The following is a 21,021-nucleotide window of genomic DNA, read 5'->3' as shown; positions in this document are numbered from 1 at the left end:
GGGCTGCCGGTCCTGAAACTAAATCATCATCAAGATTCGAGCAGGGGAGTGAACGAATGAAAATCATGACCATTCTGGGCACGCGCCCCGAAATCATTCGCCTAAGCGTAATTATTCCGCTTCTGGACCAGTATGCTGACCGCCATGTGCTGGTGCATACGGGCCAGAATTTTACCGCCAGTCTAAGCGGCGTTTTCTTTGAGGAGCTTGGACTGCGGGCGCCGGATTACGTGCTGCAGGAGAAGCAGGCGGGACTTGGTGGACAACTGGCCGCCATGTTCGGCGGGCTGGAGCCGATCCTGCTCAAGGAACGGCCGGACCGCGTCCTGCTGCTCGGCGATACGAACAGCGCGCTCTGCGCCATTCTGGCCGAGCGGATGGGCATTCCGGTGATTCATATGGAAGCGGGCAACCGGTGCTACGATCTCGGAGTGCCGGAGGAGAAGAACCGGCGCGTCATCGACGCCGTTTCAACCGTCAACATGCCCTATACGCCGCAGAGCAAGCGGCATCTGGCAGCCGAGGGGATTCCGAACGCCCGGATCATGCTCACCGGCAACCCGATTCATGAGGTTATGACGCATTACGCTCCGCAAATTGCGGCCAGCGATGTTTTGAACCGGTTGAACCTTACGCCGGGGCAATATTTTCTCGTCACTGCGCACCGCGCCGAGAACGTTGACCGTCCGGAGCCGCTGATGGAGATCATGAAAGGCTTAAACTTGATCGCCGAGCACTTCGGCGTCCGTCTGATTTGCAGCATCCATCCCCGTACCCGGTCGAAGCTTTCGGACTCCTTTCCGCTGCAGATGCACAGCCTCGTCGAATTTTACGAGCCGTTTGGTTTTTTCGACTTTGTCGCTTTGGAGAAGAACGCGCGCTGTGCCGTCACCGACAGCGGCACCGTTCAGGAGGAATGCTGCCTGATGGATGTGCCGACCGTCACGATTCGCCGGACGACCGAACGCCCGGAGACGGTGGACTGTGGAAGCAATGTCGTATCCGGAGTGGACAGCGAAAGTATTTTGCGGTGCGCCCGGCTGATGACTTCAATGAACCGCGAGTGGGAAGTTCCGGACGGCTATCTGGTTCCGGATGTTTCATATAAGGTAGTTAAATTTTTACTTGGAGGGAACCTGTATGTTCAATAATCAACGGATTGCGGTTATCGGCGGTACCGGTTCCTGGGGACATGAGCTGATCCGGCAGCTTCTGCCGCAGAATCCGAAAGAAATTATCATTTTCTCTCGCAGCGAATCCGCCCAGGTAGCCATGAGTAGGGAATTCGAGGACAGACGTTTAAGCTTCGTCATCGGTGATATCCGCGATAAGGAAGCTCTAATTGCGGCATGCCGAGGTGTGGATTACTTGTACCATCTGGCGGCGCTGAAGCATGTTCCCGTCTGTGAGGATCAGCCCTACGAGGCGCTCAAGACGAACGTCATCGGTACGCAGAACGTCATAGAAGCGGCCATAGCGAACAAGGTGAAAAAAGTGATCTATATCTCGACCGACAAGGCGGCCAATCCGTCCAACTTCTATGGCATGACCAAAGCCATCGGCGAGAAGCTGATCGTCTACGCGAACCTGCTCGGCTCCAGCACAAAGTTCGTCACGGTGCGGGGCGGAAATGTGCTCGGAACGAACGGCAGCGTCGTCCATTTGTTCATGAAGCAGATTCGGGAAAAAGGCGAGGTGCGGATTACCGATTTCAACATGACCCGGTTCTTCCTGACGCTTAGCGATGCAATTTCCCTGCTGTTCAAAGCTTCCGAGGTCAGCGTGGGCGGCGAAATATTCGTGATCACCATGCCGACCTGCCGGATTGTCGATTTGGCCGAAGTGCTCATCGAGGCATCTGACAGACAGCATGTAAAAATCATCGAGACGGGCATCCGTCCCGGAGAGAAAATCAATGAAATCCTGATGAGCGATTTCGAAAGCATGACGACCGTAGTATACGACGAGCAATATCTTGTCATACTGCCTACGCTTGATATGCCTTATCTGAAGTCGCGGTATCAAGACTGCGAGCCGGTATCCTTCAGCAGTTTCAGCTCCGCGAACAATCTGATGTCCAAACAAGAGATCAAGGATATCCTGATCCGGGGAGGTTTCCTCCAATGAAGCTGCTGATCCTCGGCGGAAACGGCATGGCGGGGCATATGCTGGCAGATTACTTCCGCCTTCAGGGAAAGCATGAGGTTTTTCACACCACCCGGGACAAAAGCGATCACAAGGGACTCGTACTGGATGCGGACGATATTGCCGCTGTGGAAAGAACGGTGAGTATCGTCTCGCCTCACTGCATCATTAACGCGCTGGGCGTACTTAACCAAGCCGCGGAAGACCATAAAATCGCAGCCTATCACATCAACGGTTTCCTTCCCCATCGTCTGCGGCGTGCAGCCGACGCTGTATCCGCCCGGCTGATCCACATCAGCACCGACTGCGTGTTCGAGGGAACGCGCGGCGGCTACACGGAGGAGGATGCGCCGGACGGAACCTCCGTTTACGCGGTTACGAAGGCGCTCGGCGAGGTTCGCGATTTCGGCCATCTGACGATCCGCACGTCGATTATCGGGCCGGAAATTCGTAAAGATGGCATCGGCCTCATGGGATGGTTCCTGGCGCAGTCCGGCAAGGTTCCCGGCTACCGCCGCGTCATGTGGAACGGGGTGACGACGCTGGAGCTGGCCAAAGCCATCGATACCATGCTGGAATCTGAGGTGTCGGGTCTGATTCACCTGGCCCACCCTCGGCCAGTCAGCAAATACGAGCTGCTCGGAATGATTCAGGACGCCTTTCACAAGACTGACGCCGAGATTGTTCCCGATGACGTTCATGTACAGGACCGGACTCTGGTCAGCACGCGTTCGGACGTAGCCTTTATCCTGCCTTCCTACCCTGATATGCTTGCCGAGCTTGCGAAATGGATGCAGCAAAGCCGGAGATATTCATGACCGGCAGAAAGCTGCTGATTACCGGCGCCGCAGGATTTACGGGCCGTCATGCCGTTGCCTATTTTGCGGCGGAAGGCGCGGAGGTTACCGCCGTGCTGCGGAAGGCGATCCCGGACGAAGACCGGGAACGCTTATTTCCGGAAAATGTTAGAATATATATTTGCGATTTGAACGACGGCGAAGCCGTGAAGAAGATGATAGAGGATATCGTTCCGGGCGAGGTGCTGCATTTAGCCGGCAAAAATTCTGTACCGGAGTCGTGGCAAAGCCCGGTTCAATATATGGAAACGAATGTGATGGCGGCTGTATATCTGCTTGACGCGCTGCGTTCCCGTACTGAGGTCCGTCTGCTGGTGGCAGGATCGCGGCTGAAGTTCAACCCGGGAGCCGGAGAGCGGGCGGCGCATCCGTACAGCCTCAGCAAGACGCTGGAAGAACTTATGTCGCTGTCCTGGGCAACGCTGTTCGGGCAGCAGGTGCTGATGGCGGAGTGCTGCAACTTGATTGGCCCCGGACCTTCCACCGGCTTCTGCTCGCTGCTGGCCGGACATATCTCCCGCAGCGAACAGGGGATTGTCCAGCCGCCGTTTCAGCTGTCTTCCCGGCTTGCGCAGCGGGATTTTCTTGATGTGCGGGATGCTGTAAGGGCGTACGATTGCATCTTGAAGGAGGGGGAGCCTGGTACTGTATATCGGGTCGATTCGGGGAAACCCCGCAGCCTGGGTGAGGTTGCGGGGGGGATGCTGAGCCTGACCCGGGCGAATGTGCCAATGGAATGGGGAACAGAGTCCGGCCAAGAGCCGGTAAATGCCCCCATTTCGGACGCCCCGCAGAAACCAGTGAACGCCCCGGATCGGGGGGCACCGCAAAATCAAGCAGAGGCAAGCTCTTTTACTGTGCATGCTTCCGCCTTAAACTGGCTTCCCGAAGTGCCGCTGGAGCGTTCGCTTGCCGGAATTCTGGAATATTACCGCAGCAGCAACCGGAAAGGAGCATCGCCATGAATCCGAAAGTGTCGGTCATTATTCCTTTTTATAATTGTCCGTATATTGAGCAGGCGCTACAGAGTGCGCTGTTACAATCCCTGACTCCTTATGAGATCATTGTCATCGATGACGGCTCCACCCAGTACAGTGACAGAATTGCTCCGTTCCTTGCCCATCTGCATGTTCATTATTTGGGCAAAGCCAATGGAGGTACCGCGTCCGCACTGAATCACGGTATTCTCCATGCCGCTGGCGACTATGTCGCCTGGCTCAGCTCCGACGATATCTTTTACCACGATAAAATTAGAAACCAGGCGCTGTTCATGGAACAGAACGGACTGCTGATTTCCTACACCAACTTCAATTATATCAATGCCGCATCCCAGCTTGTTCAGCTTAATGCCGGAGCGGTTTTTGATAACAAGCTTGATTTCCTGCGCTGCTTTCTGCAAGGCAATCCTGTAAACGGCTGTACGGTCATGATCAAAAAGGAACTGTTCGGCGCCATCGGCTTGTTCGATGAATCGCTTCCTTTTACTCATGATTATGATTTATGGTTCCGGGCGGTTCTGAACGGATATCCTCCGGTGATGCTGAACCAATCCTTAACCGGGTACCGGCGTCATGAAGGCATGGGCACGATCAGGCATTATGACCGGATTATGGCTGAAGTGTCGGCGTTAAAAGAGCGATACAGCCCGCCGCTGCGCAGTCTCATCACGTCTTTGGGAGGATAATAGAGCTGCAGCATGCCAAATCCTTTCAGCATAGCCCGCCCTCAGGGGAGCCATCCTAACGATTGTTACACAGCAATCATAACAGAGTGGAGGGTGAATGCATGTTGCGATCAAGAATCGGCTTGTCCGTCTCCGCCGCCCTGCTGTTGGGGATGGTCGGAATCGCGGGCTGCGGAACCAACCAGGGGGCGGCTGGGAATTATGGCGTGAAGAACGTACAGGATGGCCGTATGAATGATGGCCGTATGAATGATGGTATGCGGCATGGACAGGATGGCCGCCTGAATGTCAATTCGGCGCGTGGAGGACATATGATCGACAGGCTGGATATGAATCAGAAGCTTGCCGACCGCGTGGCCGCTATGAAGGAGGTGCGCACTGCCAATGTGCTTACCGCTGGCCGAAGCGCTTATGTAGCTGTAACGCTGGACAATAATATGACGGGCGGAATGCGCGCAAAAGGCGTCGATGGTTTGGGTGCGAACATGATGCCGGGCAGCACTGGATACGGAACAGGATACGGTACCGGTTACGGAACCGGAGTCGGTACCCATTACCCGACACGGGGAACCAGCATGCCGGGAGCTGTTGCCAATAATAACCGAAGCTTGACGGGAACAGGTGTAACGGGAACAGGCACAGCGATACCCGCTCCGTCCGTCCGCGGAGGGCTTTTCACAAACAAAGGGGTGACCACGGGAACCGCGGCGACCAGCGTTCAAGATATGCTTTCCAAAGAAGTGAAGGCCAAGATCGCTGATGTCGTCAAAAAAAATGAATCGGGTATCGACCGGGTGTACGTCTCGGCCAATCCCGATTTCGTTCAGCGTGTCAACAGCTATGCCGTTCAGGCGCAAAGCGGTCATCCGCTGAAAGGCTTTGTCAATGAATTCCGCACGATGGTAGAACGCATCTTTCCGACACCCAGTGGGGACGGAATGAACAGATAAGCAGCTTATCCCTATAAAGTGCGAAACGGCAGTACGCAGAGATTCTTCCTTTGGGAATGAACTTCTGCGTTAATGCCGTATACATAATAAACTAGAACTGCTGAAGGCGTCCGCCAATCCATACGCCGCGCAGGTTAAGAGCGCCGTCCAGCAGCAGAATATCCGCCCGCTTGCCGGCTTCCAGCGTGCCGATGCTGCGCTCCATGCCAAGCGATATGGCCGGGTTCAGACTCGCTGCCCGTGACGCATCCTCAAGAGTCAGGCCGGCCTCTTGTATAAGATAGCGGAAGCCCTTGATCATGGTAAGCGTGCTTCCGGCAAGAGCATCAGGATTGTCCCGAAGACGGGCGACACCATCCTGAACTTTAACCGGCAGGTCCCCGATGGCATACTCCCCGTCGCTGAGGCCGGCAGCCGACATCGCGTCGGTAATCAGAATCAGACCTTCCGGCCCTTTAAGCCGCGCCAAAATGGAGATAGCCGCTGGATGAACGTGAATGCCGTCCGCGATAACCTCCGCGCGTATCCGTTCGTCGGACAGGACCGCGCCTGCCGTTCCGGGCTTGCGGTGATGCAGCGGAGTCATCTGGTTAAACGTATGCACCGCCTGATTAAGACCCGCGTCCGCCGCGGCGATAACCTGCTCGTAAGCGGCGTCGGTATGGCCGAGGGCGGCCGTAATCCCGCGTCTGCGCAGCCAGGTAATCGTGGCTTCCGCACCTTCCCGCTCAGGGGCCAGGGTAACCTGCCGGATCAGACCGGGGTAGCTGCGCTCCCATTCCTCCAGCCATTCGACGTTTGGAGGAACAATATGCTCAGGGTTCTGCGCGCCCGGCCATTTCGGGCTAATGAACGGCCCTTCCAGATGGACTCCCGCCACCTGCGCATATGGCATATCTTCGGAGCGGTAGGCGTCGACGACGGCGAGTACGCGGTCAATCGCTTCCTTGGATGCTGTCATCGTCGTTGCCAGCATCGTCGTCGTTCCGTTCGAAGCATGGAAGGCGGCAGCCTCCGAAACGCCCTGGGCGTCGGCATACATGAAATCATGGCCCGCGCCGCCGTGAACATGCACATCGACAAAGCCCGGAATGAGCAGGCCGTCCAGCACGCGTTCGCTTTCCGGCCAACCGGAGAAGGCTTCTGGCAGCCACCGCGCTGCTCCTGCATATACAATTATGCCGTCCTGCACCGCGATGACGCCGGATTTGACTATTCCTTCGGGAGTCAGCACGATGCCATACAGTAAATGTCCCGGTTCCTGATTTACTTCAGCCATTGTCCCGCTCCTTCATCAACCAGCACGACGACATTCGGATGGATCTGAAGCAAAGAGGCAGGACACTGGGTCGTAATCGGTCCTTGCACTGCGTTTCGGATCGCTTCGGCCTTTTCCGCGCCGCGCACGAGCAGCAGAATTTGCCGCGCCTTCAGGATACTGCCGACGCCCATCGTAATCGCTTGCCGGGGAACATCCGCAAGCGAAGGGAAGAAGCGGGCATTGGCCTCCCTCGTATCAGGCAGCAAATCAACGACATGCGTTCCGCTGTTCAGACCGGCGTCCGGTTCGTTAAAGCCGATATGCCCGTTGCTTCCGATGCCGAGAATTTGCAAATCGACAGGACCTTCATTTTCCAGCATTTGATCATAGGCCAGGCACTCAGCTGCCAGATCTCCGGCATTGCCGTTTGGCACATGTGTCCGGGACAGGTCGATGTCAACCTGACTGAACAGATGCTTGTTCATGAAGCTGCGGTAGCTTTCCGGGTGATCTACCGGAAGTCCTACGTATTCGTCAAGATTGTAGGACGATGCTTTTGCAAAGCTCACAAGACCACCCCGGTACATCTTAACCAGCCGTTCGTAGACGCCGATGGGCGAACTTCCGGTGGCGAGTCCGAGGACAGCTTTCGGATTGCTCTGCAGCAGGCCGGCGACCAGATTGGCCCCTGTCTGCACGAAGTCTTCGTCGTTATGAATCTTCATAATATTCATCTATTCTGTACCTCCCCGTTTGTGACGGAATTGCCGGACATTCCGATACGATTGTTCCAGCTTTGGAATATAATCGCCGAACCGTCTGCTGACCATCCCGGTAAATAAAATATCAATAACGTGAAGCTGGGCGATCCGCGAAGCCATGTCTCCTCTGCGCATTCCCTTTTCAAGGGAGGAGGAAAAAAGTGAAATCCCGCTGAGCGAGGCAAGCGAGCTGCTGCCATATGAAGTAAGCGAGATCGTAGATGCGCCGCTGTTCTTCGCGCAGATGAGAGCGTCGATCGTCTCAGGCGTTTCCCCGGAATACGAAATGGCAAAAGCTACATCCCCTTCCGAAAGGGAGGAGGCCGAGGTGATCTGCATGTGCGAATCGGCAAAGGCGGTGCAGTTCACACCGATCCGGATCAGCTTCTGGTAGAAATCCTGCGCGATAATGGACGAGGTGGCCATGCCGTACAGATCCACCCGCCGGGCGCGGCAGAGCAAATCCACCGTCTGTTCAAGCCGCCCGATGTCCAGCAGCGACGTTGTGTCGCGGATGGAAGCAAGGTGATTTGCCTGCATCGCTTCCACGATGACGGAAAGCGGATTACCCGCCATAATATCCTGGTAAGAGGAACGGCCGTCCTGAGGCGCTCCATCGCCGTGGGCGATTTCGGCCGCCAGCTTCACCTTGAAATCAGGGAAGCCTTTAAAGTGAAACACTTTGCAAAAGCGTGTGATTGTTGCGGCGCTGATGCCGCATTGCTCCGCCAGCTCTGTGATGCCCATATGGACAATCTCGCCGGGAGAGGCAAGAATCCGCTCCGCCAGCCTGCGCTCCATTTGGGAGAGCTTGGACTTCTCGTGCTCCAGTGCATGCAGGATTGGAGTCATAGGCCACCTCATATTCCAATACGATTATTGAAATTATTTTTGTTATTATGCATCAAATAAAGAAAATTATTTTCATGAATAGAATAAAGGAAAAGCTTGCGAGATGCAAGAGGGGCTTTTCAGAACAAAACGACCGCTTTCCGGTTGAATACCGGTAAACGGCCGCTGTAAGATATTTTTTAATTCACGTCGCGCCTAATACAGCAGCTTGATATTTTTCTCCGGCCAGTCTTTCATCCGCAGAACCGTATTCGACAAACTGGAATAGCCATTGCCAATAAAATAGTCGCATTGAACGGCAAGATACGTGTCTTTAATAATGTCCGAGGTATCTTTTATGAGTTCAATTCCTTTATGACGCTTGTTGGGATAATTGGACCGGTTCGGATGGACTCTGCCTCTGAAGAAGGCTTTTCTGCTGTCACTTACAATTAATGTTTCGTACTTATCATAAATTTTTTGGAATTGGCGGACGAACTTGTAATGGTCGGTAATTAGAAACAGATGACGGCATTCGAAATTGCTCATAAAGCTCCATATATTGGGGTGGTAATAATCATTGATATTATAAATCTGCCCAATTTCACTGACGAGGCCGTTGGCCCGGATATGAACGCCCAAGATCGGTTTCTCATCACGGAACTGCGGATTCGCATAGACAAACTGCTTGGCTTCGTCAATGATGCTAGGTTGGATTTTAATGTATTTATCGAACAGATACCGGTATAACTGATGTGGTGTTTTGCCGAATAAAGGGTGCCGCTCGGGAATCCAGGGTGCGATAGCGCCGATATGGTAATACACATCGCTGACAAGCACGTTGGCGTCACTAGCGATCATGTCCTGTAAATCCCGCAGCTCCCATTTCAATTTGTCCGGGTCCTCCATCAGAACAGTATGACTGGTCCAGATGGGCGGATAATACGAATAATCGGACCGGACGGCTTCATGAGGCATATGTTCATTGATTGGCTCGAAAAATAACTCGAACGAATTTTTCGTCACTGACTCCGAATACAGACTGTCCATGCCCCAGTACACAATCGGGGTCCGGTCTGTGATCTCTGCAATGAGCAGCTGGCCAACCACATGATCCACATCTGCCCAAATGCTGTACCCCCAAGGTTTAATCAGGAGAAATCGGTTTATGCTCATGCTGGTTATCACCTCCGTACAGACTTGGATAATGAGCCCGGCGCTGCTTGGCCCGATAATATTTGGTGGCCAATTCGGCTCTTGCCCGTTTGCGGGTATTTATTCTATCCTGCTTCAAAGTTCTGTAGAACAGCTTAATGTGGCTGTCCGGCCAATCCTTCAGCCGGTTGACGAAAAAAGAGACGTTGGAATAGCCGTTGCCGATAAAATAGTCGCATTTGGTGGCAAGATACGTATCCTTGATGATTTCGATACCTTTTCTTTTTTTTACGACAAAGTTCTGCAGATGGGGAGCCTCGTTAACGGAGTTGCGGGGAGCTCTCACGCAGTCGGTGTATACGACTATAGAACCATAGCGCTTGTTGAAGTCATCGATCGCATCATCGCAGTCAGTGATCAGGAATAACTTGCCGATGTTCCCTTCCTTCAATACTTTTCGGATTTCTCCATCATACTTCTTGTTAAGCTGCTGAAGGTTCTCCACCTCGCGCACTTTGTCACTGGCCCGGATATGAACGCCGAGAATCGGGTGATGATCCTTCAGATGCGCATTGTAAAATTCGTTGATTTCCGCTTCAATATCGGGCTTTAATCGCAAATACTTCCGGATCAGCTGCCGGTAGATCTGTACTCCGGTCATCCCGTACGCCCAATGACTCTTCGGAATATACCTGAGCAGGGGCTTGGAGAAGAAATGGACGTCGCTGACAGCCACATCTGCCTTGCTGGCCATTAGTTCGCCAATGCCGCGGTGAAGCCGCGCCGTCTTATCCAGATCCTCTACCAACGCGTTGCTTGCATTCCAGATCGGCGGGAAAAAGGTGTGTTCAGGCTGCAGCACGTCATCGATGGTGTATGAGGAGACAGGTTCATAATACAATTCAAAGGCATTCGTATCGATATATTCACTGTATAAGCTGTGCGGCCCCCAATACACCACCGGTATCCGTTTCGTCAGCTCGGCTACAAGCAGTTGCCCGGTCAGGTGGTCCATATCCGACCAAAAGCCCCACCCCCACGTCTTAATAAGCAAGAACTTTTGCTGGTGCATCCGTTCGGAGCACCTCCAATCCAGTGGTTTATAATGAATTAACGATCCTTCAGCCTCTTCCATGTACGGGACGTGCTATAAGCGATCTGCTTGAATTTTCCTACGAATTTATTGTCGGGATAAACGATGGAGTCGGTCACCGCATAATTGGCTAGACCCGAATTTTCAGGCACCCAGTACATCAATTTGATATTGGTATCGGCCCAGTCTTTAAGATACGTGACTGCCTGAGACATATTCGAATAGCCATTGCCGATGAAGAAGCTGCAGTTCGCGGCAATATAAGCGTCCAGTATGGCGTCTATTCCGTTTTGACGGCGGTGCATATGCGTTTCCAGATAAGGAATTTCGACGTCATTAGAGGAATGCCGCAGCGCATCCGTATACACAAGCATCGATCCGTATCGTTCCCGGTATTCATCCAGAATTTCCGTGCAGTCCGTGAGCAGGAAAATCTTTTTAATGTTGAATTTGCCAACCATATACTGGATTTCCTTATGATAGACCTTGTTTGACGTTTTAAGTTTGTTCACTTTATGAATCCGGTAAATCTGGTGAAGCTTAATTGCATCGTTGGTATTCTGCTCCGGCTGTTTTTTCATCTTATACACGTTACCGTGATAGCGTTCGTTTAAACTGTTCTTCTCAAATGCATTAATGCTAAAGTTTTCGCGGACATGAACAGCTAGAATAGGTCCTTCATGCAGGGAATTGGTATAAAAAAACTTCATGATCTTGTTTGTCAGATCCGGTTTGAGTTTCAAATATTTGCGCATTAAAAAGCGGTACGCATGCATCGTATCCATCCCGTACAAAGGGTGATCCTCCCCAATAAAAGAGAGGGCGGACAATTTGTTCGGATACGTGTCGCATACCACGACATCAGCATCGCTCTCCAGCATTTCCCCGATGCTCCGCTCGGTCAGCGAGACCTGCCCGGGGTCAGGCATCAGCAGGTTGTCATACTGCCATACGGATGGAAAAAAGCTGTAGCCTGGTTTCATTAGGTCTTCGATCACATAATTAGACAACGGTTCAAAATACATATCAATAGCATTAGTATATACCTTTCCGTTATAAAAGCTGTTGCTGCCCCAATGCACCACAGGAATTCTGCCGCTGAGTTCTGCGACAAGAAGCTGCTCCAGCAGCTGGCGTATATCCATCCAAATACTATGACTGTAACCTCTGATCAGCATAAAACGTACCCGGTTCATTTCCTAATCACCTCCGTGTATCCTTTACGTCAGGCGGGATAAAGCGGTCCTCTATGTCCGCTCCCCGTATCCGGTACGTTTCAACAATTGGACGAACGCTTTGACATCCTGAGCCCGCTCCTTGGGACAGACCAGTAATACGTCTTGCGTCTTAATAATCATCATATTCGAGAGACCAATGGAAGTGACAAGTATATCGTTGCTGAATATAATCGAATCTTGAGTATCCATTCCGACGTAACTGCCGCTGACGGAATTACCGCTGCTGTCGTGGCCCATCAATTTTCCCAGTGCGTCCAGACTGCCGATATCATCCCAGTCGAAGTAGCCCTTAATGGCCGTAAGGCTGCTGCTGTTCTCAAGCACACCGTTATCGAAAGATATATCGGGCAGCTGGCTGAAAGCCTGCTCTATCACTGAATCGAAGCCGGGGGAATCTATCTGGTCCAGCGCTGCTGACAGGATATTGAAGTGTTCCGGCATATGCTGCTGAATTCCGCTCTTGAAGGCCTGCAGATTGCCTGCGACCATACCGCTGTTCCACAGATAATGCCCGGATTCCACGTAGGTGCGGGCAGTGGCGGTGTCGGGTTTTTCCTTAAACTGCTGAACATGGGATACCTGGGGTCTGGGATCGGTATCCTCGCTCGGATCAATTTTGATATAACCGTAGCCGGTGGCCGGATATGTCGGATTTACGCCGATAACGGTCAGAGCGGAGCTGTTGAAGCTCTCCCTATACGCTTGGTGGATCGCTTTAAGGTACTCATGCTTATTGTTGACATAGCTGTCTGCCGGAATGAAACAGACCGGGCTGTCATGAAATCGGCGTTCCAGCAATAAGGCCGCATACGATATGCAGGCCCCGGTATTTTTTCGGAGAGGCTCGAGTATAATATTTTGCAGGGGAATGATGTCCTTAAGCACTTCCCGGGTTATCTCCGCATAATTTTTATTAGTAATGACATAGCATTTGTCCGGCGTTATCAGCTCGGTAATGCGCTCAAGGGTCTGCTTAAGCATGCTGCTCGTTCCTTCGACGCTGATAAACTGCTTGGGCTTGTGTTCCCTGGAGAGGGGCCACAGCCGCAGTCCGGCGCCGCCGGCCATGATAACCGCATATTTATCCATTTATTCACCTTCCCTATAGTCGAGATCTAAGAAAGCAAAGGCTGCCGCTTCAGCAAGTCATTTGACGTGGTCTAGATAGTAGCGGTAGGCTGTATCAAGTCCTTCTTTCAAACCGGTCTTTGCCTTCCAGCCCAGCTTCTCCAATTTGGACACATCCAGCAGCTTGCGCGGTGTTCCATCCGGTTTGCCGGCATCAAACAGCAGCTCGCCATTGTAACCGACAACAGTTTTCACCATTTCCGCGAGTTCGCGGATGGACAGATCCTCTCCTGTACCGACATTCAGGTACTCTGTTCCGTCGTAATGCTCCATCAGGAACACGCAGGCGTCCGCCATGTCGTCGACATACAGAAACTCCCGTCGCGGCTTGCCCGTACCCCACAGAGTCACGCTGGGCTGATTTAACGTTTTGGCTGCATCTATTTTGGCGATCATGGCAGGAATGACGTGGGAGTTGTTGATATCGAAGTTGTCATTTGGCCCATACAGGTTGGTGGGCATCACGCTGATATAATTGGTTCCATACTGGCGATTATAGTACTGGCACATTTTGAGTCCTGATATTTTAGCCAGCGCGTAGGCTTCATTCGTCGGTTCAAGCGGCCCCGTAAGGAGGTACTCCTCCTTAATAGGCTGGGGGCAAAGTTTGGGATAGATGCAGGAGCTGCCCAGAAAAATAAGCTTTTTGACCCCGTTCTTAAAAGAACTGCGTATGATGTTGCACTGGATAAGCTCATTTTCCATAATATAATCTGCGGGGAATGTGTTGTTTGCCCCGATCCCTCCGACCTTGGCGGCCGCCAAAAATACATAGTCGATGTTCGACTCTTCAAAGAAACGTTCTACTGCCGCCTGGTTTGTCAGATCAAGCTCCTGCTGCGTCTTGCCGATAATATTCTTGTATCCTTTGCCCAGCAGGTTTCTGACAAGAGCGGAGCCGACAAGACCTTTATGTCCGGCTACATAAATCAGACTGTTCTTTTCCAAGCTAAAGCGACTCCCTTCTCACCTGATGTTTAAGTGCCAATAATTGATGTGAAGCTACATAAATGCAGGGATGGAAGCGATCAGGAACCCTGATCGCTCTTGACCATCATTTCGACAAGCTCCTTGAAAGACACTTTTGGCTCCCAGCCCAGCTTCGTTTTTGCTTTGGTCGGGTCGCCAAGGAGCAGATCGACCTCGCTTGGCCGAAAATACTGTTCACCTACCGTGATCAGCACGCGTCCCGTGTCGGCATCAATTCCTTTTTCGTCCAGGCCTTCCCCTGTCCAGGCAAGCGTAATCCCGGCATGCTGGAAGGCAAGCTCGCAGAATTCCCTTACCGTATGGGTTTCGCCTGTGGCTATTACATAGTCTTCCGGGTGATCCTGCTGGAGCAGCAGCCACATCGCTTCCACATAATCGCCGGCAAAGCCCCAATCCCGTTTGGCGTCCAAATTGCCGAGCACAAGACGCTCCTGTTTGCCTTTTAAGATGTTAGCGAGGCCGGTTGTAATTTTACGAGTGACGAAAGTCTTGCCCCGGCGCGGCGATTCATGGTTGAACAGGATGCCGTTGCAAGCATACAGATTGTAGGCTTCGCGGTAGTTAACGGTTATCCAGTAAGCGTACAGCTTAGCTACGGCATAAGGGCTGCGGGGATAAAAAGGGGTCTGCTCACTTTGCGGAACTTCTTGGACGAGGCCGTACAATTCGCTGGATGAGGCCTGATAAAACCGGATGCCGGGGTTTATATCACGAATGCTCTCCAGAAGGCGCATCGAACCGAGAGCGTCTACATCTCCCGTGAATTCCGGAATATCGAAAGACACTCTGACGTGGCTCTGCGCGCCCAGATTGTAGACTTCGGAAGGCTCGATTTTGCTGATTAACCTGCTTAATCCTCCGGGGTCCGAAAGATCACCATAATGTAAAATGAAATCCGGCCGGTCTCCGGATTGATTGTCCAGGAGATGATCAATTCTTTCCGTATTGATTGAGCTGCTTCTGCGGACCATCCCGTGGACTTCGTAACCTTTGTCCAGTAACAGTTCTGCCAGATAAGAACCGTCCTGACCTGTCACGCCGGTAATTAAGGCTTTTTTCAAGTAAGATTCATCCCCTTTCATGGTATAGTCTATGTATATGAATAGAAATATGGTAATGTTTGGGTGATTGTATGCTGACCGCAGAATAAGGGAATGCACCCAGCCGTTTGAGTGGTATGCAAACGTATGAACAGGGCGGAATTTGGGCTTGAGGACAGCAAAAAAGGGCGGCAGCACAACCGATTGTTTCCTAACCGGATGGCTGCCGCCTCATAAATATATTTTTAGGCGTTAACGTATCAATAGATTTTTAGAATGTGCGATTATTAGTCATTAGCCTGAACGGTTACCGGCATGCCGGAAGAATCATGCGGTTTGCTCTGCATGGCAAGCAAAGCTTGCTCCTTGTTGAACAACCCTTCCCAACGGGCGACAACGAATGTGGCCACTGTGTAGCCGATAATGTTGACCGTCGTACGGAAGTTGCCCATAATTCGGTCGGGGGCTAGCATCAGCGCAACGGCTGCGATGGGGATAGAGCCTGTGCTTGCTGCGGTAGCCGACAAGGCGACGAACGCCGATCCCGGAATTCCCGCCATCCCTTTGGAAGTAAGCAGCAGTACGGCAAGAAGTATGAGTTGTTCATATATGCTGAGTTCAACACCGGTTGCTTGGGCCAGGAAGACGAGCGCCAGCGATAAGTAGATGGAGGCGCCATCCAGGTTAAAAGAATAGCCGGTCGGAACGACGAGTCCGACAACCGAACGATGGCAGCCCGCCTTCTCCAGCTTGCTTATAATTTGCGGCATAACGGCTTCTGTCGAGCCGGTTGCGAAGGCAAATACAATTTCCTCGCGCACAAGCATAATGGCTTTCCACAGGCCGATGCCGACAAACACCCGCATAACCACCTCAAGAATGAGCAGGAAGAGCAGACAAGCCACCGTCATGGCGAGGAACAGCTTGCCAAAGGCGATCAGCGTCTGCATACCGTACTGGCTCACCGTGAACGCCATCGCGCCAAAGGTCGCGATTGTCGTCAGCTTCATAATGAATCCCATAATTTGAAAAATAACATGGCTTAGGTGCTCCAGTAGGTCGATAATGACCTCTGAGGTCTTGCCCCCTACCCGTACGAGAGCGAAACCGAAGAGACAGGACACAAGCAGCACTTGCAGCATCGTGTTCGTGGCGAATGCCGAAACCACACTGTCCGGAATAATGTTCATAAAGAACTCAGTTCCGTGAGGGAGTTCGGAGTTTTTGGTCGCTTTGCTTACATCGTCGACAGACAACGAAGCGGGATTCACATTCATCCCCGATCCCGGGTTCATTACATTTGCGACAAACATGCCGATAATCAGGGCGATTGTCGTTACAATCTCAAAGTAGAGCAGCGCTTTGCCGCCTATCCGTCCGACCGTCTTAATGTTGCCCACTTTAGCAATACCAAGCACTACGACAACAAAGACAAGCGGAGAAATAATCATCTTGATGAGTTTTATGAACCCGTCTCCGAGCGGTTTCAAAGCGATTCCGAATGTCGGCCATACATATCCAACCGCGATACCCAGTACAATGGACATCATGATTTGAAAGAACAGGCCTTTATAAAAAGGCTGGCGGACCTTAGCTGCTGTCTTGTTCACGTTTGTCATCCTCCCAATGTTTTTTTCATAGATTCAAACCTGTTCAATATTTTATCCTGCTCAATATTTCTATGCCGGCTCTCCATTAGCGCTAACCTTTCATGTTATTTTTTGTAACTTGTTTTGTTCTTTGTGAACACATTATAATCGATTGGTATCCATAAGGCATTATCCAACATGAACAAAAACGACCGCAATTTTTGTTTATGTTGTATAATTAAGACATGACGTGTTAGGGATTCGCAATTCACTTGTAAATGATGAGGTTAATTAATCTGCCATGAGAAAACGGAAGGATGGGTTTCTATGAAATTAGCAGAGCTCTTGAAAATTCCATTTTTGCTCGAATCCAAAGTCATATGCGGGTTTCAGGGACTGAACCGGGTTGTCCGCTCCGTCAATATGATGGATGCCCCGGATATTATTGATTTTGTAAAACCCGACGAACTGCTGATCACAACGGCATATGCGTTAAAGGACAGTCCCGAGGAGCTTGTGGCGCTTATCCCTGAATTATCGGCGGCGGGCTGTGTCGGACTTGGAATTAAAAAGCGTTTCTGGTCTGCGATCCCCCAAGAGGCGATCGCCGTCGCCAATGAGGTCGGTTTTCCGCTGATCGAGCTGCCGCTCAACGTTTCGCTTGGCGATCTCATTAACCAGGCCATTGATTCGATTCTGGACAAGCATGCTGATACGCTGCGCAATGCGCTGAAGAGCCACCGTCAATTTTCCAGCCTGATTCTAAAGGGGCAGGGGATTCCCGAGATTGTGCGCGATTTAGCGGAACTGCTGGACAGCCCCGTCATCCTCCTGGATCAAAGAATGAATCTGATCTCGGCGTCTTCGCATTTCCGGGAGCAGGCTTATCAGGACTTGCTGCCGCAAATCCGCGAGTCGGCAAGTCAGCTTCCGGATGAAGAACGCACTAGCGTAAGCTTTCTTACAGATGCCGCTCCCGAAGCGCTAAACTATATCGCCGCGCATCCCATAATGACGTACCAGCCGCAGGGCTTCCTGCTGACCCTGCAGCAATCGGCCGAGCTTCATCAGCTTCCGGTCATGATTATGGAACAGGCTGCCAACGTGATCAGTTTTGAGCTGCTCAAGAAGCAGGCGGTAAAGGAACGTTCGCGCCGCTATAAGAATGATCTTTTTACGGATATCGTTAACGGGTTCATGACCTCCGAGCAGGAATTGATTCACCGCGGCAAGCGGTACGGACTGTCAGAGAATTTGCCCTCGCTGTGTATTGTCATCAAGCAGGACGATGATCTGAGCAGAAGGGGGCCCACTCTCCCGCTTTCTGAGGAGCAGCAATTGTCCAAAAGGGAAGAAATGTATGAGGTTTTGAAGGAAGCGTTTCGGTCGAGGGGCCATTCGTTTGTGCTATTCAGCAACAAGGACCAGTTCGTGCTTATCCTCTCCATTTCAATAGATAAGACAGCTCCTGTCGATGCGGAACGGATGCTGCGGGAACAACTGACCGAAATCAGCGACGATCTTTATCATAGGGAGGGCCTTTCTTTATCGTTCGGGGTTGGCAATCCGATTGACCGAATGACGGACCTCCCCGTCACTTATAAGGAAGCGGTTGAAGCATGGGAGACGGCCTATAGCAGCAAGAAGCGCCGCTTCGTCCAGTTTTATCATGTGAAGAAATTGACGGATCTACTGCGGATGCTGCCGGTTGAAGAGCTGAAGAAATATTATAATGATACCTTTAAAGAATTGAACCGGCTGGATGAAAAAGAACGGCAGGACTTGATGCGCACGCTGGTCGCTTATCACGACAACAACTGCCAGATAGCCGAGACAGCCAAGCAGTTGTTCGTGCATCGGAATACGGTCGTCTACCGGCTGGAAAAATGCGAGCAGCTCACCGGCCGCAAAATCAGAAATACCAGCGACAATCTGCGCTTCAAGGTCGCCTATCTTATGGAGCAGCTTATTGATGCCGACTGAAACGGCTCTGGCAACAGGGGCTGTCCCCAAAGTCATTTTTAGATTTTTGGCCCGTGGGACAGCCTCGAAATAATGTGCTCTTTAGTGGGGCATTCGCCGCCGCCCATTTAATCCCATAGGCAGCACCATTAAGATTACAAATACATACTATAAATTTGACTGTATCCCTTTACCTTGTTAGACCAAACAATCCCGGGCAAGGAGGGGTGACACCACCATGAAAGGGAACGAACATCACAGCAAATTTTTGTTAACGCATCGTGAACGCGAAGTATTTGAACTTCTTGTTCAGGACAAAACGACCCGCGATATCGCCGGTTTATTATTTATCAGCGAGAAGACGGTACGCAACCACATCTCCAACGTTATGCAAAAATTGAATGTAAAAGGCCGTTCGCAAGCGGTTGTCGAGCTGATCAAGCTTGGGGAGCTGAAGATATAGACGGGGCCTGCGATTATGCGTTAAGCCTTCTTTTGGCCGATGGCCAGGGAAGGTTTTTTGTTTGCGTGAGGAAACCAAAATATGAAAACCATTAATAACAGGTTGCCAGTTGATGGAACCTGTTTTTTAATGCCGTTTTTGTATTTAAACGGGGGAAAAAATTTGTTAGAGTTTAAAACGTAAACAATAAACCGCTTACAAAAAAGTGAATGGAAAATGATGAGGGGGGGCTTTTGATGAAGGATAAAGTTGTAAACAGTATGCAGATTTTTGCAAGAGCGATCGTTGTTCCGGTTTTGTTTTTGCCGATCGTCGGTTTGATTTTGGCCATTACTACAATTTTCAGCAATCCGACAATTGTTGGTGAAGGCAGTTCCTTAATTAATGTCGGCAAGTTTCTGGCCAGCGGGGTTTGGCCTATTTTAACCAACTTGGGAATTGTCTTCTGTGTTGGCATCGCGATGGGAATAGCGAAAGAAAAGAAAGCGGAAGCGGCGCTTATAGCTCTATTGTCATACTTGACATTTCTGGGTGCTAACAACGAGTGGCTTAAGTTAACTGGGAAATTAATCAAATATACAAATCCCTCTGAATTGCAGGGAACCGGGCAAACCATCGTATTAGGCTTTCAAATCATTGATATGGGGGTTTTCCTTGGAATGATCCTCGGGATCACCGTAGCGCTCGTCCATAACAAGTTCTGCAATAAAGAGTTGCCGGGAGCGATTTCATTGTATGGCAACACCAAGCTGGTATATATCGTTTTAGTTCCGATTTTAACCGTACTGGCTGTTGTGTTCAGTTATATTTTGGCCATTTGCTGCCAGCGGTATACGGGCAACAGCGGATTTCATTAACTTCTCAGGATCGATAGGCGTGTTTATATACGGATTTTTAAACAGATTTCTTATACCTACAGGGTTACACCATCTCATATATTCACCATTCCTCTATTCTAACATGGGTGGAGAATTGACTATAAACGGACAAACGTATTTGGGCGCTTACAATATATTCCTGGCGCAGATAACAGATCCATCTGTCAAGCTGTTTGACCCATCCGCAAAGTTCTTGCAATATGGCATGGTTAAAGTTTTCGGTTTGGTAGGAGCGGCTCTGGCCTTTTATAGAACAGCGAAACCAGAAAAAAAGAATACGCTAAAAGCCCTTTTAATACCAGCGGTAGCAACTTCGTTTTTGGTTGGCATAACTGAACCTATCGAATTTACATTCTTGTTTGTGGCGCCGTTTCTATGGGTAGTTCACTCGGCTTTAGACGGCATATTTGAGGTTATTACAGTACTCTCGGGGGTTAGAGCTTTTGGGGCAGGCGGACTCATAGAATTCCTGACCTTTAGTTTGCCTGCAGGAATCGGCAGAACAAGATGGCCTTTATTTGTTGGCATAGGATTGGTTCAGTTAGCGACATATTACGTTGTATTCACCTTTTTAATTAAAAAGTTTAACCTCAAGACCCCGGGCCGGGAAGATGATGAAGTGAAATTGTTCACTAAAAAAGATTACAAAGAGAAAACAACAAGCCAAAAATCCGTCGAGACAGCTATAGCCGCAGGCAAAGATACCGATTTAGCTGCTGCTATTGTGGAAGCCCTTGGAGGTAGGGGAAATATTGAAACCGTTGACAACTGCTTCTCTCGTTTAAGGATCAAGGTAACGGATGCTGGTATCGTTGATGAACTGGGTTTAAAAGGTACAGGAGCATCGGGCGTTATTAAAAACGGCGAAAATATTCAAGTCGTCTATGGAACTAAAGTCAATGGGGTCAGAAATGCCGTTGATAAATATCTTGCAGGTTAAGCGTTTACCAATCAAAGAGGTATTAAATTTATTCATTAAATTTAATATACAAAAAA

Annotated in this window: 20 protein-coding genes; 10 read left to right on the top strand and 10 right to left on the bottom strand. The window is 50.8% G+C overall.

What is annotated here, in order from left to right; genetic code table 11:
• Window positions 1-56: 56 nt before the first annotated feature.
• The 6 genes from wecB (at window position 57) to PUR_RS20380 (ending at window position 5,636) form a co-directional block, all read left to right on the top strand.
• Entirely contained in the window at window positions 57-1,151 is a 1,095-nt protein-coding gene (gene wecB, locus PUR_RS20405; protein ID WP_179036821.1) for a non-hydrolyzing UDP-N-acetylglucosamine 2-epimerase, read from the top strand.
• Window positions 1,141-2,127, top strand: a complete 987-nt coding sequence (locus PUR_RS20400; protein WP_179036820.1) for a polysaccharide biosynthesis protein — start codon at window positions 1,141-1,143, stop codon at window positions 2,125-2,127. Before wecB ends, PUR_RS20400 begins: the two co-directional genes overlap by 11 nt.
• On the top strand, window positions 2,124-2,963 hold the full coding sequence (locus PUR_RS20395) for a dTDP-4-dehydrorhamnose reductase family protein (protein WP_179036819.1): 840 nt from the start codon (window positions 2,124-2,126) through the stop codon (window positions 2,961-2,963). The genes PUR_RS20400 and PUR_RS20395 overlap by 4 nt, the downstream gene beginning before the upstream one ends.
• Window positions 2,960-3,967 carry an NAD-dependent epimerase/dehydratase family protein gene (locus tag PUR_RS20390; protein WP_179036818.1) on the top strand — a complete coding sequence of 336 codons (1,008 nt, stop codon included), beginning with the start codon at window positions 2,960-2,962 and terminating at the stop codon, window positions 3,965-3,967. Before PUR_RS20395 ends, PUR_RS20390 begins: the two co-directional genes overlap by 4 nt.
• Window positions 3,964-4,686, top strand: a complete 723-nt coding sequence (locus PUR_RS20385) for a glycosyltransferase (RefSeq protein WP_179036817.1) — start codon at window positions 3,964-3,966, stop codon at window positions 4,684-4,686. Before PUR_RS20390 ends, PUR_RS20385 begins: the two co-directional genes overlap by 4 nt.
• 101 nt (window positions 4,687-4,787) lie before the next feature.
• Window positions 4,788-5,636, top strand: coding sequence for a YhcN/YlaJ family sporulation lipoprotein (locus PUR_RS20380; RefSeq protein ID WP_179036816.1), 849 nt, complete (start codon window positions 4,788-4,790; stop codon window positions 5,634-5,636).
• Between the two features lie 91 nt (window positions 5,637-5,727).
• On the opposite strand, the gene nagA is transcribed toward PUR_RS20380, so the two are convergent.
• The 10 genes from nagA to PUR_RS20330 form a co-directional block, all read right to left on the bottom strand.
• On the bottom strand, window positions 5,728-6,915 hold the full coding sequence (nagA, locus tag PUR_RS20375) for an N-acetylglucosamine-6-phosphate deacetylase (protein WP_179036815.1): 1,188 nt from the start codon (window positions 6,913-6,915) through the stop codon (window positions 5,728-5,730).
• Entirely contained in the window at window positions 6,903-7,631 is a 729-nt protein-coding gene (gene nagB, locus PUR_RS20370) for a glucosamine-6-phosphate deaminase (protein WP_179036814.1), read from the bottom strand. Before nagB ends, nagA begins: the two co-directional genes overlap by 13 nt.
• Complete coding sequence (locus tag PUR_RS20365; RefSeq protein WP_179036813.1) at window positions 7,632-8,510, bottom strand: MurR/RpiR family transcriptional regulator; 879 nt, start codon at window positions 8,508-8,510, stop codon at window positions 7,632-7,634.
• A 195-nt stretch (window positions 8,511-8,705) separates the two neighbouring features.
• On the bottom strand, window positions 8,706-9,665 hold the full coding sequence (locus PUR_RS20360; protein WP_179036812.1) for an O-fucosyltransferase family protein: 960 nt from the start codon (window positions 9,663-9,665) through the stop codon (window positions 8,706-8,708).
• Entirely contained in the window at window positions 9,637-10,716 is a 1,080-nt protein-coding gene (locus PUR_RS20355) for an O-fucosyltransferase family protein (RefSeq protein ID WP_179036811.1), read from the bottom strand. The genes PUR_RS20360 and PUR_RS20355 overlap by 29 nt, the downstream gene beginning before the upstream one ends.
• A 38-nt stretch (window positions 10,717-10,754) precedes the next feature.
• On the bottom strand, window positions 10,755-11,933 hold the full coding sequence (locus PUR_RS20350) for an O-fucosyltransferase family protein (RefSeq protein WP_179036810.1): 1,179 nt from the start codon (window positions 11,931-11,933) through the stop codon (window positions 10,755-10,757).
• 51 nt (window positions 11,934-11,984) lie between these two features.
• Window positions 11,985-13,064 carry a mannose-1-phosphate guanylyltransferase gene (locus tag PUR_RS20345; RefSeq protein WP_179036809.1) on the bottom strand — a complete coding sequence of 360 codons (1,080 nt, stop codon included), beginning with the start codon at window positions 13,062-13,064 and terminating at the stop codon, window positions 11,985-11,987.
• A gap of 57 nt (window positions 13,065-13,121) precedes the next feature.
• Window positions 13,122-14,051 carry a GDP-L-fucose synthase family protein gene (locus PUR_RS20340; protein WP_179036808.1) on the bottom strand — a complete coding sequence of 310 codons (930 nt, stop codon included), beginning with the start codon at window positions 14,049-14,051 and terminating at the stop codon, window positions 13,122-13,124.
• A gap of 80 nt (window positions 14,052-14,131) precedes the next feature.
• Entirely contained in the window at window positions 14,132-15,154 is a 1,023-nt protein-coding gene (gmd, locus tag PUR_RS20335) for a GDP-mannose 4,6-dehydratase (protein WP_179036807.1), read from the bottom strand.
• A 266-nt stretch (window positions 15,155-15,420) separates the two neighbouring features.
• Window positions 15,421-16,743, bottom strand: coding sequence for a cation:dicarboxylate symporter family transporter (locus PUR_RS20330; protein ID WP_179036806.1), 1,323 nt, complete (start codon window positions 16,741-16,743; stop codon window positions 15,421-15,423).
• Between the two features lie 306 nt (window positions 16,744-17,049).
• Here PUR_RS20330 and PUR_RS20325 point away from each other — a divergent pair, with 306 nt between their 5' ends.
• From PUR_RS20325 to PUR_RS26125, 4 genes are all read left to right on the top strand, one after another.
• The gene (locus PUR_RS20325) at window positions 17,050-18,705 is read left to right on the top strand and encodes a PucR family transcriptional regulator (protein WP_179036805.1); all 1,656 of its coding nucleotides are present in this window, start codon (window positions 17,050-17,052) and stop codon (window positions 18,703-18,705) included.
• Between the two features lie 217 nt (window positions 18,706-18,922).
• Window positions 18,923-19,147, top strand: a complete 225-nt coding sequence (locus PUR_RS20320) for a helix-turn-helix domain-containing protein (RefSeq protein WP_019908812.1) — start codon at window positions 18,923-18,925, stop codon at window positions 19,145-19,147.
• Between the two features lie 236 nt (window positions 19,148-19,383).
• Complete coding sequence (locus PUR_RS26130; RefSeq protein WP_232101581.1) at window positions 19,384-20,004, top strand: PTS transporter subunit EIIC; 621 nt, start codon at window positions 19,384-19,386, stop codon at window positions 20,002-20,004.
• A complete protein-coding gene (locus tag PUR_RS26125; RefSeq protein ID WP_232101580.1) occupies window positions 19,940-20,965 on the top strand; it encodes a PTS transporter subunit EIIC in 1,026 nt (341 codons plus the stop codon). Before PUR_RS26130 ends, PUR_RS26125 begins: the two co-directional genes overlap by 65 nt.
• Window positions 20,966-21,021 lie beyond the last annotated feature (56 nt).

It is taken from the genome of Paenibacillus sp. URB8-2 (genome assembly GCF_013393385.1).
GTDB lineage: Bacteria > Bacillota > Bacilli > Paenibacillales > Paenibacillaceae > Paenibacillus_AQ.
The sequence above is the reverse complement of the archived record's forward strand: the minus strand, read 5'-3'. Positions and strand labels throughout refer to the sequence as shown.